This is a genomic window from Paenibacillus sp. BJ-4 (assembly GCF_020404765.1).
In the GTDB taxonomy this organism is placed as follows: Bacteria; Bacillota; Bacilli; order Paenibacillales; family Paenibacillaceae; genus Paenibacillus.
Window position 1 is genome coordinate 341,959 of the sequence record NZ_JAIVEM010000006.1, and the last position, 14,375, is coordinate 356,333.

The window sequence follows — 14,375 nt, forward strand, 5'->3', positions numbered from 1 at the left end:
AAACATAACAGGAGAGTGACATGAGTCAAAAAGAGAGAATTTCCGAAGTCGCTTTGCTGAGAGGACTGGCTTTTGTCGCCGTTGTTCTTCAGCATTCCGTTGCACATTATGCGGTTGCGCAGGGGGCGCGCATCCAGGACGGAGTTTTGATGACACTTTTACTGCTGTGTTCCAAATTCGCAGTGCCCGTGTTTGTATTTATCACCGGGATGGTGTTGTTTTACAATTATGATGGAGCCTTAAAGTACGGAACGTTTTTACGTAAAAGATTTATGGATATCATCGTACCTTATATCATATGGTCTCTTTTATACGAATTGGGAAATCAGCTTGTTCAAAGTGGGGGAACTATTCACCCGCTGGATTTTTTGCAGAAGCTTTTGAACGGAAAAAGCAGCTATCATCTGTGGTACATCGTTATGATTATCCAATGCTATGTGTTATTTCCTGTGTTTCGGTATGCTGTGCGCCGCTTGTCTGCGCTGCTGCCGTCACGATGGCAACCGGCTGCATTGGCTGGAGTGGGCGTGTTATATTTTTTGCTCATGTTCGCAGTTGGACCTGTATACCACGCGATGGACAAGCTCCAGCTCCCGATCATTAGCTCTTGGTTTACCCTATATGCTGACCGGAATGTGATCTATTTTTTCTTTTATTTTGTGTTAGGAGCGGCAGCCGGGATGAACGTCAAACGCTGGAATGCCTGGATAACCAAGGCGCAGGTGATCTACTGGCCGCTGTTTATCGTGCTTACAGGATACTTGCTGTATGAGATGATCGGTCAGTTTCAGACGCCGCGAGGTACGGTTCTTTCCTTTAATTACTTGTCTCTGCTGCGTCCCATCATGGCTGTATATTGTGTTGCGTCTATTTTTGTGGCTTATCGGGTAGCCACGTGGATTGCCCATAAGGGTGGACAAGTGGCGAGTATGCTGACGGCCATCGGAACGTTGTCCTACGGAGCGTATCTGATGCATGCCTTTATGCTGCGTGTGACCTACTATTTTGACGAAACGCTGTTTGCAGACTGGAGCGATGTGCTTCGTACGCTGGCCTCGTTCGTGCTCTGTGTGGTCTTTTCCATTGCCGGAACATGGCTGCTGGCTCGTATGCCCCTAGGCAAATGGATTGTAGGGCTGCGAGTTCGTCCCCGGCCGTCCCAAGGTCCGCCAGCCTTACAAAAGCAAGCCTGACCTAGTGCTTTCCTTATGCTTCTAATGATCTCGTTGTGGATGTGCTGTTTCAATCCGCAACGAGATTTTTACATTTAAAAACGAAAAAATAAAAGTGGTCTATCCTTTATTTATATAATTTCATTATATGAAAAATTCATAATAGAAAAGACTATGGCCTGCCATTCGCAACCTGCATAACAATGCATTATGTTATATCTCTCGCCATCTTACAACCCGTCACAAGGGGCGGAATGTTCTCATACACTCTTACATTATGAAAGGAAATAGTGTATGGACACAGAGTGGTTTATAATGGAAGATAAGAGGTATATGAATAAGGTGTGGAGGAGGCTGTGTAATGGCGTTTATGATATCCCAGCGGGCTTTTATCAAAATTTATCTGATCACAATGGTGGAGAGGCATCGCGGTTATGGATATCAGATGCTCGAATCGATGAAGGATGAGTTTAGCAGCTTCGGATATGTTCCGCCTCAGAGTGAGGTCTACCGAGCGCTGCATGAGCTGGTACAGGAAGGTGTTTTTTACCGTACCAAACGATTAAAAGGGACAGACCCCCGCGTGGATTTTCAGGAAATTGTACTCTATCATTTTACAGATGATGGGGAGGAGAAGGCCCGACTTTATAAAAAGCAGGTTAAAACCGATTTGGACCGTTGCTTAGGTATGCTGCATAAAGCGGAACAAGACAACTATTCCTAACCACGAAAGGATGAGAAGGATGGGTAGAAAGCTGAAATGGGGAATTTTGGGTACTGCGGAGATTGCACGAATCGCTGTAATTCCGGCAATTCAGCAATCTGAACGCGGAGAAGTGCTTGGGATTGCTAGCCGTAATGCAGACAAAGCCGCCGAGGCCGCCCGGGAATTCGATATTCCGAAAAGCTATGGAAGCTATGAGGAGCTGTTGGCTGATCCTGAAATCGGGGCGGTGTACATCCCGTTGCCAAACCATCTGCATGAAGAGTGGACGATTCGGGCGGCGGAGGCAGGAAAGCATGTTTTGTGCGAAAAACCATCTTCTCTCAGTTCAGCTGGGACTATCCGCATGATTGAAGCCTGTAAAAGTGCGGGTGTGATCTTTGCAGAAGCTTTTATGTATCGCTATCATCCAAAGCATCGAAGAATTAAGGAAATCATCAATAGCGGGGAAATTGGCGACATTCGCGGGATTCATTGCACATTTACGTTTAACAATGCCGATCAGGCAGATAATGTGCGTTTTAATAAAAGCATGGGCGGCGGCTCGTTATATGATGTAGGCGTGTATCCGATATCGGCGGCTCGTATGTATTTGGATCGGGAGCCCGAGGCGGTGACGGTACATGCCTTATTTTCTCCAGAGCATGACAACGTTGATATGATGGCATCCGGCCTGCTGGAGTTTCCGGGCGGGGTCAACCTCACCTTTGATTGCGGCATGTGGGCTGCAAACCGTTCCAATATGGAGATTCTCGGCAGCAAAGGTACAATCGCGATGCCCAAAATGTTCGGCTGGGAAAGAACGTCTGTTGTACCGCAAATCTTCGTCCACGTCGGTTCGGTTACGCGCGAGGAACGTCTTAAAGGCTTTAATTCCTTTGAGCTGCAAGCGAATGCTTTTGCCGAGGCGGTGCTTGATGGTGTTCCGCTGCCTTATGAGCCAGAAGATGCGGTCAGCAATATGAAGGTGATCGACGCATGTATTGAATCGGCTCACAGTCGGAAACGGGTGGAAATCGGGTAAGAATGATTGGATAAGAGTAATCGGTAAGAAGTAATAACCGTATCACAAAAGGTTAAGAAAAGCAGCCTGTCACAAGGACAAGCTGCTTTTTTAGTTCAACGAATACATACGCATACAAACAGACTTCGAGTCTTTGCGCGCGCCTCACATATTTTCATCATAGCTTGTAGCATCGCGCTTGGCGGCTGTCGCAGGCGAGTTGGATGTGCCGTATTCTTCGACTGCATCCCATGCACCCGCATCGTCAAAACGCCCTGCATTTCGTTGTCGCACTTCACCCGCACCTTTGGGTGGCGGAGTCATGACCTGCTCCTCTATAGGGCGGTCATTCGATAGCTCCCGATTTGGAGTATCTCGACTGTATACGCGGTGTATGGGATGGCCTGCAGACGTTCAAATGGAATTTCTTCCCCGCTCTCTACGCATATTCCGTACGTTCCATCCTTCATGCGTTGAAGGGCTGCATTGATTTGCTCCAGCTCGCTTTCCAGCGAATCGTTAATCGCCAGATCACGGGATCGTCCAAAGGTTTCCGTCCCTATATCAGCAGGGTGGTTGTCGTAGGAAGATAGCTCGCCTGTGGAGTCTGTAAGGGTTTCTCCCAACAACGTGTTTTCCTGACCGTTTTGTTCAAAATGTTTTTCCAAATCCTTTTTCTGCTCCAGTAACATATGTTTCAGCTCAGCAAGCTGTGATTCGCTCAAATGGTTCATGATCCTATCTCTCCTTTGGTCTAAATGTAGTAAGCACGTATGCTTTGTTTATACCCGCTCACAGGACTGGGCAATCAGCAGAGACTTTTATTCCCAGCCTAGAATGTGATATAAAAAGAATAGTGTGTTAAGGAGGGAATAACCGATGGATGAACATATGAAGCGTCGTCTGGATAAGCAAAAACAGTTATTTAAACAACTGGGCATTCAGCTGGACGCGCTCTCCATTCATGAAAAACAGTTTAAAAACAAAATACGTGGCTATGATCCGGACGAGGTAGATGCTTTCCTGGACGAAGTGATCAAGGATTATGAACGCTTTTATGCGAATATAGCCGACTTGATGGACAAGTGGCAGGAGCAGCAGGCAACAATACGTGATTTGAAAAATGCACCCAAGCCTGCCGCCGATTTCAGCGGACTTGATCGTCGTCAACTGGAGGACATCGTCAAGCAGCTCGAATATAGCGTGCGCCAGTTGAAAGTACGATTACGTCCTGAAAATGACTATTTTCCGGAGTAAGGTGCAGTAAGCGCTGTGTCGATGCCTCTTTAATGTGGTATGATGGTAATATGCATTTTACACAACATTTAATGAGGCACACATATAAAGGTGGTTAACATGAGTACCCATTTTTCCGTTAGTATCCATTGTCTGCTTCTACTGGCAGAAGGAGCACCGGAGCGAATGACTTCGACGCTGATCGCATCCAGTATCAATACGAATCCGGTTGTCGTGAGAAGAATTATGAGCCGACTCAAGCAAGCGGGTTTGGTTGATTCATCGCCGGGAGCACGCGGCTTTCGTTTGAGCATGTCGAGCTCAAACATTAATCTTAAAATGATATATGAAGCGACCAAGGATGAAGGGCCGTTGTTCTCCATTCATACCGACAGCAATCATAATTGTGAGGTCGGCAAGAACATAGACGCTTTGTTAGACGGTTTATATACCGTGGCAGAAGAGAAAATACAGGCGTTTTTCGAGACCGTCACGCTGCGAGATCTGGAACAGTCACTCCAGCAGCGGGTTGGACACCAGAGTTCGTCTGTGTAGAGACGCCGGTAAGGAGAATTGAATATGAAAATCGTCGTACTATCAGATACTCATATGCCGTACCGAAGCAAGGCGCTTCCGAGTCGGCTTGTACAGGAGTTAAAAGACAGTGATCTCATTCTCCATGCCGGAGACTGGACGGACTGGTTCGTATATGAACGCCTGGCGGATTTTGCGCCTGTGCAAGGAATTGCCGGGAACAATGATGGAATAGATATCGTAGATCGCTTGGGCTATCAACGAATCGTTGAAGTCGAGGGCAGACGGATTGGTATGGTCCATGGTCACGGCTGGCGCGGCTCGACAGAGAATATTGCGCTGAATACGTTTAAGGAAGAACCATTGGATTGCCTGATTTATGGACATTCGCATATTCCGGTGGTCAAAAGGGTGGGAGAACTGCTTGTTCTGAATCCCGGTTCTCCGACGGATAAGCGTGGTGAGGACGAATATTCATTTATCGTGCTGAACCTTGAAGCTGGGCAGTTGAAAGCACAGCTTGTTCTTTATCCAGATAAACATTAAGCAATCAACAACCGTTGATTAAAGGGGAAGCTATGGCTATATTTGAATTGGAACCGATGAAGCATCATGTATTGATCTGTAATGGAGGTACATGTATGCGACATGAGGGTGAAGAAGTGACACAAGCAATCCGGGATGAAATCCGTAAACAAAACGCAGACACTTATATTCATACGACCCGCACTCGCTGTAATGGCCGTTGTCACGATGCTGCGGTTGTGATCGTATACCCTCAAGGTGACTGGTATGGTCAGATGACACCTGCTGCAGGGACACAGCTGGTACAGAAGCTCGTAGAGGGAGAAAAGCTGAAGACCCATCTTTTTCATGAGTGTACAGGCAAATCCCGTTCGGAATCATCCAGCAACGTAAAATAAATAAGACTAGAACATAAAATAAATAAGAAAAGTAGAGAAAATCTTTGCGGAGATTTTCTCTTTTTTTGCGTTTAATCCCTGTCCTGGAAGGTAAAAGTATACTATGGACAACCTAGCCGAGAGGGAGGGAAACAAAATGACCCGATTTGACAATGATCTGCACGATCAGGATGAAAAGAAGGAACGGTCAGGGAGAGGACCGACAGAGCATGATGTACAGGAGCAGACCCTAAGCCGGGATCATGCGGAGCAGTATCCGACAGAGCAGGAGAGCTTGTTCGACCGTTTTGAGAGTGAGCAGACGGTAGATGCTATCCCTGTAGAGGATTTAAAGATGGAACGTCAGGAGGAATTCGACAAGGACGCAACCAAGCACACCTCTTCCAGTGAGAAAAAATACAAAGGTGACGCATAAAATAGCAGGCAACTGGTAATATTTAAAAAGAAATCTCTTGACTTTAAGACATGTATAATATATATTTGGTTACGAAAAGTAATTAATTTTTCTCAGGAGGTAACAAAAATGTCTAAAGACTTCTTCACAGCTCTGAAAGAAAGACGCTCCTATTACGGTATTAGCAAAGAACAAGTGATTTCCGACCAAAAGATTCAAGAGATTGTAGAGGAAGCTGTTAAGTATACACCTACCTCTTTTAACTCCCAAACTTCACGCGCGGTTGTATTGCTCGGAGAGCACCATGACAAATTGTGGAATATTACTGAGGATATTTTGCGTGAGGTTGTAGGCAATGAAGAGCAATTCAAGTCTACGGCTGAGAAAATGAACGGCTTCCGCAACGGCTACGGAACGGTCTTGTTCTTTGAAGACAACAACGTTGTAGCGGGTCTGCAACAACAATTTGAAGCGTATGCGGACAATTTCCCAATCTGGTCCAACCAATCGAATGGTATGCTGCAATTGGTGGTATGGACAGCTCTGGAGCAAGAAGGACTGGGCGCATCCCTTCAGCATTACAACCCTTTGATCGACGAAAAAGTAAAAAATGAATGGAACATTCCTGAACACTGGAAGCTGATTGCTGAAATGCCATTCGGTAAACCAACCTTCCAACCAGGTGAAAAAGAATTCCAACCTGTTGAAGAACGCGTAAAAACGTTTAAATAAGTCAGACAATATTAACGGTCAGGTTTCATCCTGAGCAGAGCGCTGTGGTATCCACAGTGCTTTTTGTCATTCATTCGATTACGTGACTAATCTCTGGAAATGTGCTGATTTTGGGATTAATTCGGATGTCAGCAGGTCATGCTACGTTTAAAATCAGATGAGAAGGTTACATATGAGAAGACTTCACATGAAAAGACAACACGGGTGTTGTTTACAAGTCATTATGAAGGAGGTAACAACGCGTGACCTATGATTGCATTATTGTTGGTGGAGGAATCGCCGGGCTGCAAGCAGCCATTCAATTGGGAAGATACAGCAGGCATCGTATTCTGGTGATAGATTCGGGGTATGGTCGATCTACGCTGTGCCATCAGTATCATAATATTTTGGGTTATCCTGACGGTATTTCTGGTGAGGAGCTTCGGCGGCTTGGACGACATGAGGCAACAAAACTGGGAGTCGAATTTGTTAAGGGTAAGGCGATACAAGCACGCAAACAGGAGGAGTTTTTTGACATTGAAATTGAAGAGGGAACGGTATACTCCTCCAGAACGTTACTGCTGGCCACGGGACTAACTGACCGTTTTCCCAAGCTGGAAGGACTTGAGGCCTGCTTGGGCAACAGTGTGTATGTCTGCCCGGATTGTGATGGCTATGAGGTTCAGGATCGGAGCACGGTGGTGATAGGAGCGGGGAAAGCGGGGGCGTCCATGGCTCTGATCTTATCAGCACGCACCGATCAGTTGGTTTATGTCAATCACGAGCGGTCGGAAGTTCCGAACGAGCTTATGACCAAGCTACGAGAGAAAGGAATTGGATATCGAGAAGCAGCGATTTCCCAAATCATAACGGAGGAACCTGGAGGTTTTGAAGGAGTTCGGCTGGATGGAGGAGATGTAGTTCGCGCGGAACGGGGCTTTTTGGCCTTTGGTGGAAATCATGTTCATTCAGAGCTGGCAGAGCAACTGGGTGTGCATTTGCTGCATAACAAGCATATCGAGACGCATCCACGCAGTAAAATGACGAATGTGGAAAATGTATGGGTAGCTGGCGATTTGGGAGCTCATGCCGAGCAGGCGACTGTAGCGATGGGAGAAGGGGCGATGGCGGCCATTTGGATACACAAGGTGTTATCCGCTAGGCAAACAAAAGTACCGCAACTCTAGGAGTTGCGGCTTAAAAGGTTGGACGTGTACCTGCTTGAAGATGAAGGCCAAAGCGTTTTAACTGATCGCTCATTCCGTACTTACGTAAAATTTCCGCTTGTCTGCTGCCGATCAGATCAAAATGAGGATAGGGCTGACGCTGATGAATATATCGAGGCTCCAAACCGTTATGGCTGCACCATAAGCGGAGCTTGTCCAAATCAGAACAACCTACCTTGGTGACAGTTGTGATTCCTGGAAAACGATCGTCCAGCCAGTAATGCGTCAGAAAAGCAATTTCACCGCGACTGACCTCTCTTTTCCAGGCTGCAAGCTCTTCTCGGGTAATGCCAAATGCCATCAGTCTCATCCTTTCTTGGCTCAATCCCAAATCATGGGCTGCCGCGTGGGTGTACCATTATTTTCGTGCATTAGCTTGTATTATGATCCTTACAAAGCAACACAATAAAAGGAGACCGTGTAGGACGATCTCCTGCTGGCAATTAAAGCCATCTTTCGGCCCAGCTCTCTACACCATTCAATGCATCACCGAGTTCCTTTCCCTTGCGTGTCAGCGAATACTCGGTACGCACAGGTCGCTCTGTGATGACATTGCGAAGGATCAGGCCGGAAAGCTCTAGCTCCTTGATGCGTTCGTTCAGCATACGTTTGCTAAGATCAGGTATGGAGACGTGAATTTCACTGAATCGTTTGGGATGTTCCATCAAAGTATGAATGATGAGAGCGGTCCATTTTTTGCTGATGATCTGAAAGGACTGTTCCACCTTACCGCACAAAAGCTTGGGCTGCCTGTCGTCGCTCATCTGAATCCCCTCAATTTCATTGTTGTTTTAAACAGTATACTAAAAGTAACTCTGTATACCAATAGTAACTACATCATGTTGTAGCAACTGTGACATTTTTAACATTTTTTTCTCATTCCTTTCGTCAATCATACCACAGAAAACGTTATCATTACAGGATATATCGAATGTTCACGATTTCGCTAAAATTTGATTGACTTGCCCCTTATTTTGGGTGTATTATGGGTTACGTTAATTCCTCAGGTAACTTTTAATAACCTCATCTTTTATAATGGGAAGAAGGAATAATTCATGGATTCAATGACTTTTGTCTTATTTGGAGCGACAGGGGATTTGGCGAAACGCAAAATTTACCCTGCCTTGTATAATTTGTTTGTAGAAGGTAAAATTCCGGCTTCCTTTTCTGTAATTGGGATGGGGCGTCGTGAAGTGGCTGACGAGCAATTTCAAAGTAATGTGGAGCAATCCATTAAGGATTTTTCCAGACACGTGAGTGATGACCGCGCACAGATGGATCAATTCTTGAGTGCTTTCCGCTATAGTGCTTTGAATGTCAATCACCCGGAAGATTATAAAAAGCTGCTGCAACTTGCTGAGCAACGTGAAAATGATTTGGGAATTCCGGGGAACCGCATGTTTTATTTATCGGTGGCACCGGAATTTTTTGATGTGATTGCCCTCAACATTCGGGAAAGTGGTTTAGCCGAAACCAAGGGCTGGAAACGGCTTATTATCGAAAAACCGTTTGGACATGATCTGGAATCCGCACGCGAGCTGAATGATCGTTTGAGCAGAACATTTGCTGAGGATGAGATTTATCGTATTGACCACTACTTGGGCAAGCCGATGGTGCAAAACCTGGAAGCCCTGAAATTTGCTAACCCATTGCTTCAAGGAGTATGGAACAATCAGTACATTGCCAATGTACAAATTACCGCTTCCGAGATCGTAGGGGTTGAGGAGCGCGCTGGATATTACGACCATTCTGGAGCGATTCGTGACATGGTACAAAATCACATGCTGCAGGTGCTGATGATGACAGCCATGAACAAGCCTGGACATGTAACGGCTGATCAGGTGCGTGACGAAAAAAGCAAGGTCATGGAGGCGTTGCGTCCACTTGATCCTTCGGATATTGCTTCCAGTATGGTCAGAGGGCAATATACGAGTGGTGAGATTAATGGAAACGCAGTTCCTTCCTATAAAGAAGAACCGGGTATTGAACCTGATTCGCATAACGATACATTTATTTCAGCTCGCCTATGGATCGACAATGAACAATGGTCAGGTGTGCCATTCTATATTCGCACCGGTAAACGTATGAAAGAAAAATCCACACGCATCGTCGTGGAATTCAAGAAGGACAGCACAGATCCATATGCCGCTCAAGGGCAGCCATCTGAACCAAACTTACTTATTATTCATGTGAACCCGGATGAAAAGGTAACCCTGCGTCTGAACAGTAAAGACCCGCTGAACAATGGTCAACTGGAAACGGTTCTGATGAACTATGATTCAGAGGAAAAGGCTGTACCGGAAGCTTATGAGCGCCTCATCTTTGATGCGCTGCGCGGCGACTCCACCTTTTTTGCTCACTGGAATGAAGTTGAGCTTTCATGGATGTGGGTACAACCCGTACTGGAAGCTTTTGCACGTGGAGAAGTTCCGCTTCATTCCTATGCAGCGGGCTCCTATGGTCCAGAAGCTTCAGATCAATTGTTGGAGGAACAGGGCTTTACATGGTGGCTGGATCAAAAGTCCGAAAGTTCTGAAAAAGCAGTTGTTCGTGCTTAAACATTAACAAACAGACAATATATTTTTGCTACGGCAGGAGGCCTTTACAATGCAAGTTGGACTAATTGGTTTGGGAAAAATGGGCTTGAATCTCGGAAAAAACTTGATCGACCATCAACATGAAGTTGTTGCTTACGACGTGAATGCAGCAGCGATTCAAGAAATGAAGGATTATGGCGCTAAAGGTGCTGCCACATTGGAAGAGCTTGTACAGGCAACGCAATCCCCGAGAGTCCTGTGGATTATGGTTCCCCATCAAATTGTTGATACTGTGCTGGATCAGCTTCAACCGATGCTGTCCAAAGGTGACATCATTATTGAAGGGGGTAACTCTCATTACAAAGAGTCCATTGCTCGTCATGCCCGTCTGAAAGAATACGGCATCAGCTTCATGGATGCAGGAACTTCCGGCGGTATGGAAGGCGCACGCAATGGTGCATGTTACATGATCGGCGGCGATCCCGAAGCATGGGCTGTTGTTGAACCTATTTTCCGCGATACAGCGGTGGAAAATGGTTATCTGTATGCAGGTAAATCCGGTAGTGGACATTTTCTCAAAATGGTTCACAACGGTGTGGAATACGGCATGATGGCTTCCATTGGTGAAGGCTTTGAAGTGCTGGAGAAAAGCAGCTTTGACTTTGACTATGAGCAAGTAGCGCGTGTTTGGAACAACGGCTCTGTTATCCGCTCTTGGCTGATGGGCTTGACTGAACGTGCATTCTCCAAGGATGCGAATTTGGATGAAATCCGTGGGGTTATGCACTCTTCTGGTGAAGGTAAATGGACCGTTGAGGAAGCACTGGATATTCAGGCAGCGACTCCAGTCATTGCTTTGTCCCTCCTGATGCGTTACCGTTCTCTGGATACGGATACGTTCAATGGTAAAGTGGTTGCTGCGTTGCGCAATGAATTTGGCGGTCACGCGGTAGAAAAGAAGTAAGAACAATATAAGTTAGTATCTATCCCCGTAGCCTCACAACTGCGGGGATATTGCTATATGCTTTTGCTAAGCTCTTTTGCTGTATGCATATTTTTCCTTGTATATCCGCACAATAGATGAAAAAGGCGGAAGGAAGAAGAACATATGTGCAAAAGATTTTCGTTATCGGCTGATTTGGATGAGGTTAGGGAACATTTTGGCATACAACGGGTGATGTATTATTACAAAACACGCTATAACATGAGTCCCACCCAGCATATCCCGATTGTGCTGCATCAGGATGGTGAACGGGTGCTTGATGAATTCCGCTGGGGTTTTATCCCTTACTGGGGCAAGGATTGTGTTAACGCCGACTTAAATTCACTGCGGGTAAATCCGAGCTATCGCAAGATGGCGGAAACCCGGCGTTGTATCCTTCCTTGCAACGGTTTTTATTATTGGAGAAAATTAGGCAAACGCATGTGTGCTGTACGCGTGGTACTGCCAGAACAGAAAATGTTTGCGGTCGCGGGTTTATATGAAATATGGCAGGATAGTCGTAAAGAGCCGCTACGTACCTGTACGATGATGACAGTCCAGGCCAATGCGGATATACGTGAATTCGATAGTCGTATGCCGGCTATTCTCGAAGCTGAACATATCGATGCATGGCTCAATCCATCCATCCAAAACGTAGATGAACTGCTGCCGATCCTGCGCACGTACGAGCAAGGCGACATGAGTATCTATCCGGTAACGCCGCTGGTGGCTAATGATGAACACGATAACCGCGAATGCATTCAGGAAATGGATTTGCAATATTCCTGGATTAAACCTTAAACGTATGGAGATTTTTATCCATTATTGATCATAAGCTTCCCGCCACCTGCATAGGTATGTATTGGGGAACAAGCGTCATGATCCGGGGAGAGGGGAAACGGCCGAAGGAGTATCTCATATGGGATGGAGGCGATTGGAATGAGTAACGATACACTCATCCAGCTGCTGGTGCTCATGGTGACGATCATCGGTCTGGTCCAAAACCGGTAAGTGTCAGGTTCCAGAAGGCGGGAGAATTGCCGTAGGCAATCTTCCGTTTTTTTCTGCGTTAAAATACTCGCAGATTAAGGAAGCTTGCGGTACAATAGATGCTAGGCTACAGGTGACAAGACACTTGAATACATGGCTGTATACGATGCATTTAAGGGAGAGCGAATCATGAGTGAATTAACTTCATTACCACCAGCTAAGAAAAGGAAGCTGCTGTTTAGCGCGGGGCTCAGTTGGCTTTTTGATGCCATGGATGTAGGGCTGCTTTCATTTATAGTCGCAGCGCTGGCCAAGGAGTGGCATCTGGGATCAGAGCAAATCGGTCTGGTGACTTCGATGAATTCAATAGGAATGGTGTTCGGGGCCGCGTTGGCCGGGATTTTAGCTGATCGCTACGGCAGGCGCGCCATATTAGTGTGGACGCTGCTGATTTTTTCCATTGCCAGCGGCCTGTCTGCTTTTGCAACGGGTCTTGGAATGCTGCTGGTGCTGCGTTTTATTGCAGGCGCAGGCTTGGGCGGGGAATTGCCTGTAGCTTCGACACTGGTGTCAGAATCGGTGCCTGTGAAGGAGCGAGGGAGAGCAGTCGTACTGCTGGAAAGCTTCTGGGCGGCAGGCTGGATTCTCTCGGCCCTAATTGCCTATTTTGTGATTCCGAAGTATGGTTGGCAGATGGCCTTTATTCTCGGCGCCATACCTGCGCTGTACGCTCTTTATTTGCGCAGGGCTGTTGAGGATTCACCACGTTACAAGCAGCAGAACGTCAAGCTTCCGCTGCGTGAACGGTTGGCTTCTATTTGGTCAGGAGCGAATCGCAAGTCTACATTAATGCTGTGGATTTTATGGTTTACGGTTGTATTTTCCTATTACGGCATGTTCCTGTGGCTGCCGAGCATGATGTTTATGAAAGGGTTTGAGCTAGTTAAAAGCTTTGAGTACGTCCTGATCATGACGCTTGCACAATTACCAGGTTACTTTACCGCTGCGTACTTGATTGAAAAGCTGGGCCGCAAATTCGTCCTCATCATCTACTTATTGCTGACGGCGGTGTCCGCCATTTGGTTCGGAACCTCGGAAACGGCAGGAATGCTATTGGCCGCTGGGATTTGCTTGTCCTTTTTCAATCTCGGTGCGTGGGGTGCAATGTATGCCTATACGCCGGAATTGTATCCAACAGCCGTTCGTTCTACCGGTGTGGGTATGGCGGCTGCGTTTGGCCGTATTGGAGGCGTAATCGGGCCATTGGTGGTCGGTATACTGGTAGGGCAGGGCATTGGATTACCCGCTATTTTTACGATTTTCTTCGTTGCTATCCTGATTGGAGCAGCCGCTGTAGGGTTGCTGGGGACCGAAACCAAAAATCAGGAGATCGACTAACTTTACATTCACCTGGGTAAAGATTCATAATACAAGAGAGAGGAGTGACCTGAAATGGAGCATACCTTTCTGCTCAAGGCAGACTGGAACGGGGGGCGCAACAGCGACGGCCGTATCGAAGCCGGACAGCTACGGACAGCGATTTCGATTCCGGCTGAGATGGGCGGTCCCGGTGTGGGTACCAATCCGGATGAAATGCTGCTAGGTGCTGCCGCTACCTGCTATTTGATTACTTTGGCAGCGATGATGGAGCGTGCCAGTCTTCCGGTGGCATCACTGGCGCTGGAATCCGAAGGGATTGTCGATGTTACGAACAATATTTTTACATATCGTCGAATTGTGCATCGTCCGCGGGTTCAATTGACCGCCGATGCGTCAGAATCGCAGATCGAACAAGCATTACGTCTGACAGAGCAGGCAGAAACATCCTGCATGATCTCGCGTGCCGTCGCGGGAAACGTGGCTTTGTCTACAGAGCCTATCGTGGAACGCGCCTCTTAAAGCGATATTTGAACCAGGAGCAATTATTCCAATTGCCCATTATT

At 46.8% G+C, this 14,375-nt stretch carries 17 protein-coding genes and 1 pseudogene; 15 read left to right on the forward strand and 3 right to left on the reverse strand.

Annotated features, from left to right (window positions below; genetic code table 11):
* Nucleotides 1–20 precede the first annotated feature (20 nt).
* From LCF57_RS03400 to LCF57_RS03410, 3 genes are all read left to right on the forward strand, one after another.
* Complete coding sequence (locus LCF57_RS03400) at nucleotides 21–1,193, forward strand: acyltransferase (protein WP_225999434.1); 1,173 nt, start codon at nucleotides 21–23, stop codon at nucleotides 1,191–1,193.
* 340 nt (nucleotides 1,194–1,533) lie between these two features.
* A complete protein-coding gene (locus LCF57_RS03405) occupies nucleotides 1,534–1,896 on the forward strand; it encodes a helix-turn-helix transcriptional regulator (RefSeq protein ID WP_010346250.1) in 363 nt (120 codons plus the stop codon).
* 19 nt (nucleotides 1,897–1,915) lie between these two features.
* Entirely contained in the window at nucleotides 1,916–2,920 is a 1,005-nt protein-coding gene (locus LCF57_RS03410) for a Gfo/Idh/MocA family protein (protein ID WP_225999435.1), read from the forward strand.
* Between the two features lie 144 nt (nucleotides 2,921–3,064).
* Here the strand turns inward: LCF57_RS03410 and LCF57_RS03420 are convergent.
* A pseudogene (locus tag LCF57_RS03420) lies at nucleotides 3,065–3,633 on the reverse strand (TraR/DksA C4-type zinc finger protein).
* 145 nt (nucleotides 3,634–3,778) lie between these two features.
* On the opposite strand from LCF57_RS03420, the gene LCF57_RS03425 reads away from it, so the two are divergent.
* The 7 genes from LCF57_RS03425 (at nucleotide 3,779) to LCF57_RS03455 (ending at nucleotide 7,884) form a co-directional block, all read left to right on the forward strand.
* Nucleotides 3,779–4,156, forward strand: coding sequence for a DivIVA domain-containing protein (locus LCF57_RS03425; protein ID WP_025717379.1), 378 nt, complete (start codon nucleotides 3,779–3,781; stop codon nucleotides 4,154–4,156).
* A 99-nt stretch (nucleotides 4,157–4,255) separates the two neighbouring features.
* Nucleotides 4,256–4,690, forward strand: a complete 435-nt coding sequence (locus LCF57_RS03430) for an Rrf2 family transcriptional regulator (protein ID WP_225999438.1) — start codon at nucleotides 4,256–4,258, stop codon at nucleotides 4,688–4,690.
* 24 nt (nucleotides 4,691–4,714) lie between these two features.
* Nucleotides 4,715–5,215, forward strand: a complete 501-nt coding sequence (locus LCF57_RS03435; protein ID WP_225999439.1) for a metallophosphoesterase family protein — start codon at nucleotides 4,715–4,717, stop codon at nucleotides 5,213–5,215.
* A gap of 32 nt (nucleotides 5,216–5,247) precedes the next feature.
* Nucleotides 5,248–5,592: a (2Fe-2S) ferredoxin domain-containing protein gene (locus LCF57_RS03440; RefSeq protein WP_225999440.1), complete on the forward strand. Its 345-nt coding sequence runs from the start codon at nucleotides 5,248–5,250 to the stop codon at nucleotides 5,590–5,592.
* Between the two features lie 136 nt (nucleotides 5,593–5,728).
* Nucleotides 5,729–6,007, forward strand: coding sequence for a hypothetical protein (locus tag LCF57_RS03445; protein ID WP_225999441.1), 279 nt, complete (start codon nucleotides 5,729–5,731; stop codon nucleotides 6,005–6,007).
* Nucleotides 6,008–6,115: 108 nt separating this feature from the next.
* Nucleotides 6,116–6,718, forward strand: coding sequence for a nitroreductase family protein (locus tag LCF57_RS03450; RefSeq protein ID WP_225999442.1), 603 nt, complete (start codon nucleotides 6,116–6,118; stop codon nucleotides 6,716–6,718).
* A 242-nt stretch (nucleotides 6,719–6,960) separates the two neighbouring features.
* Nucleotides 6,961–7,884, forward strand: coding sequence for an NAD(P)/FAD-dependent oxidoreductase (locus LCF57_RS03455; RefSeq protein ID WP_225999443.1), 924 nt, complete (start codon nucleotides 6,961–6,963; stop codon nucleotides 7,882–7,884).
* Nucleotides 7,885–7,894: 10 nt separating this feature from the next.
* On the opposite strand, the gene LCF57_RS03460 is transcribed toward LCF57_RS03455, so the two are convergent.
* Together LCF57_RS03460 and LCF57_RS03465 are read right to left on the reverse strand one after the other, a co-directional pair.
* Nucleotides 7,895–8,224, reverse strand: a complete 330-nt coding sequence (locus tag LCF57_RS03460; protein ID WP_225999444.1) for a hypothetical protein — start codon at nucleotides 8,222–8,224, stop codon at nucleotides 7,895–7,897.
* Between the two features lie 142 nt (nucleotides 8,225–8,366).
* Nucleotides 8,367–8,687: a winged helix-turn-helix transcriptional regulator gene (locus tag LCF57_RS03465; protein ID WP_007430161.1), complete on the reverse strand. Its 321-nt coding sequence runs from the start codon at nucleotides 8,685–8,687 to the stop codon at nucleotides 8,367–8,369.
* Nucleotides 8,688–8,978: 291 nt separating this feature from the next.
* Here LCF57_RS03465 and zwf point away from each other — a divergent pair, with 291 nt between their 5' ends.
* The 5 genes from zwf to LCF57_RS03490 all read left to right on the forward strand — a co-directional run bounded on the left by zwf (nucleotide 8,979) and on the right by LCF57_RS03490 (nucleotide 14,331).
* Nucleotides 8,979–10,481 carry a glucose-6-phosphate dehydrogenase gene (gene zwf, locus LCF57_RS03470; RefSeq protein ID WP_225999445.1) on the forward strand — a complete coding sequence of 501 codons (1,503 nt, stop codon included), beginning with the start codon at nucleotides 8,979–8,981 and terminating at the stop codon, nucleotides 10,479–10,481.
* Between the two features lie 49 nt (nucleotides 10,482–10,530).
* Nucleotides 10,531–11,424, forward strand: a complete 894-nt coding sequence (gnd, locus tag LCF57_RS03475) for a phosphogluconate dehydrogenase (NAD(+)-dependent, decarboxylating) (protein ID WP_225999446.1) — start codon at nucleotides 10,531–10,533, stop codon at nucleotides 11,422–11,424.
* 144 nt (nucleotides 11,425–11,568) lie between these two features.
* Nucleotides 11,569–12,243, forward strand: coding sequence for an SOS response-associated peptidase (locus LCF57_RS03480; RefSeq protein ID WP_225999447.1), 675 nt, complete (start codon nucleotides 11,569–11,571; stop codon nucleotides 12,241–12,243).
* 378 nt (nucleotides 12,244–12,621) lie between these two features.
* Entirely contained in the window at nucleotides 12,622–13,830 is a 1,209-nt protein-coding gene (locus tag LCF57_RS03485) for an MFS transporter (protein WP_225999448.1), read from the forward strand.
* 54 nt (nucleotides 13,831–13,884) lie between these two features.
* Nucleotides 13,885–14,331, forward strand: a complete 447-nt coding sequence (locus LCF57_RS03490) for an OsmC family protein (protein ID WP_225999449.1) — start codon at nucleotides 13,885–13,887, stop codon at nucleotides 14,329–14,331.
* The last annotated feature ends 44 nt before the right edge of the window (nucleotides 14,332–14,375 follow it).

Coding starts and splice junctions, on each gene's coding strand:
- LCF57_RS03400 (WP_225999434.1), top strand. CDS start 21: ATGAGTCAAAAAGAGAGAATTTCCGAAGTCGCTTTGCTGAGAGGACTG.
- LCF57_RS03405 (WP_010346250.1), top strand. CDS start 1,534: ATGGCGTTTATGATATCCCAGCGGGCTTTTATCAAAATTTATCTGATC.
- LCF57_RS03410 (WP_225999435.1), top strand. CDS start 1,916: ATGGGTAGAAAGCTGAAATGGGGAATTTTGGGTACTGCGGAGATTGCA.
- LCF57_RS03425 (WP_025717379.1), top strand. CDS start 3,779: ATGGATGAACATATGAAGCGTCGTCTGGATAAGCAAAAACAGTTATTT.
- LCF57_RS03430 (WP_225999438.1), top strand. CDS start 4,256: ATGAGTACCCATTTTTCCGTTAGTATCCATTGTCTGCTTCTACTGGCA.
- LCF57_RS03435 (WP_225999439.1), top strand. CDS start 4,715: ATGAAAATCGTCGTACTATCAGATACTCATATGCCGTACCGAAGCAAG.
- LCF57_RS03440 (WP_225999440.1), top strand. CDS start 5,248: ATGGCTATATTTGAATTGGAACCGATGAAGCATCATGTATTGATCTGT.
- LCF57_RS03445 (WP_225999441.1), top strand. CDS start 5,729: ATGACCCGATTTGACAATGATCTGCACGATCAGGATGAAAAGAAGGAA.
- LCF57_RS03450 (WP_225999442.1), top strand. CDS start 6,116: ATGTCTAAAGACTTCTTCACAGCTCTGAAAGAAAGACGCTCCTATTAC.
- LCF57_RS03460 (WP_225999444.1), bottom strand. CDS start 8,224: ATGGCATTTGGCATTACCCGAGAAGAGCTTGCAGCCTGGAAAAGAGAG.
- LCF57_RS03465 (WP_007430161.1), bottom strand. CDS start 8,687: ATGAGCGACGACAGGCAGCCCAAGCTTTTGTGCGGTAAGGTGGAACAG.
- zwf (WP_225999445.1), top strand. CDS start 8,979: ATGGATTCAATGACTTTTGTCTTATTTGGAGCGACAGGGGATTTGGCG.
- gnd (WP_225999446.1), top strand. CDS start 10,531: ATGCAAGTTGGACTAATTGGTTTGGGAAAAATGGGCTTGAATCTCGGA.
- LCF57_RS03480 (WP_225999447.1), top strand. CDS start 11,569: ATGTGCAAAAGATTTTCGTTATCGGCTGATTTGGATGAGGTTAGGGAA.
- LCF57_RS03485 (WP_225999448.1), top strand. CDS start 12,622: ATGAGTGAATTAACTTCATTACCACCAGCTAAGAAAAGGAAGCTGCTG.
- LCF57_RS03490 (WP_225999449.1), top strand. CDS start 13,885: ATGGAGCATACCTTTCTGCTCAAGGCAGACTGGAACGGGGGGCGCAAC.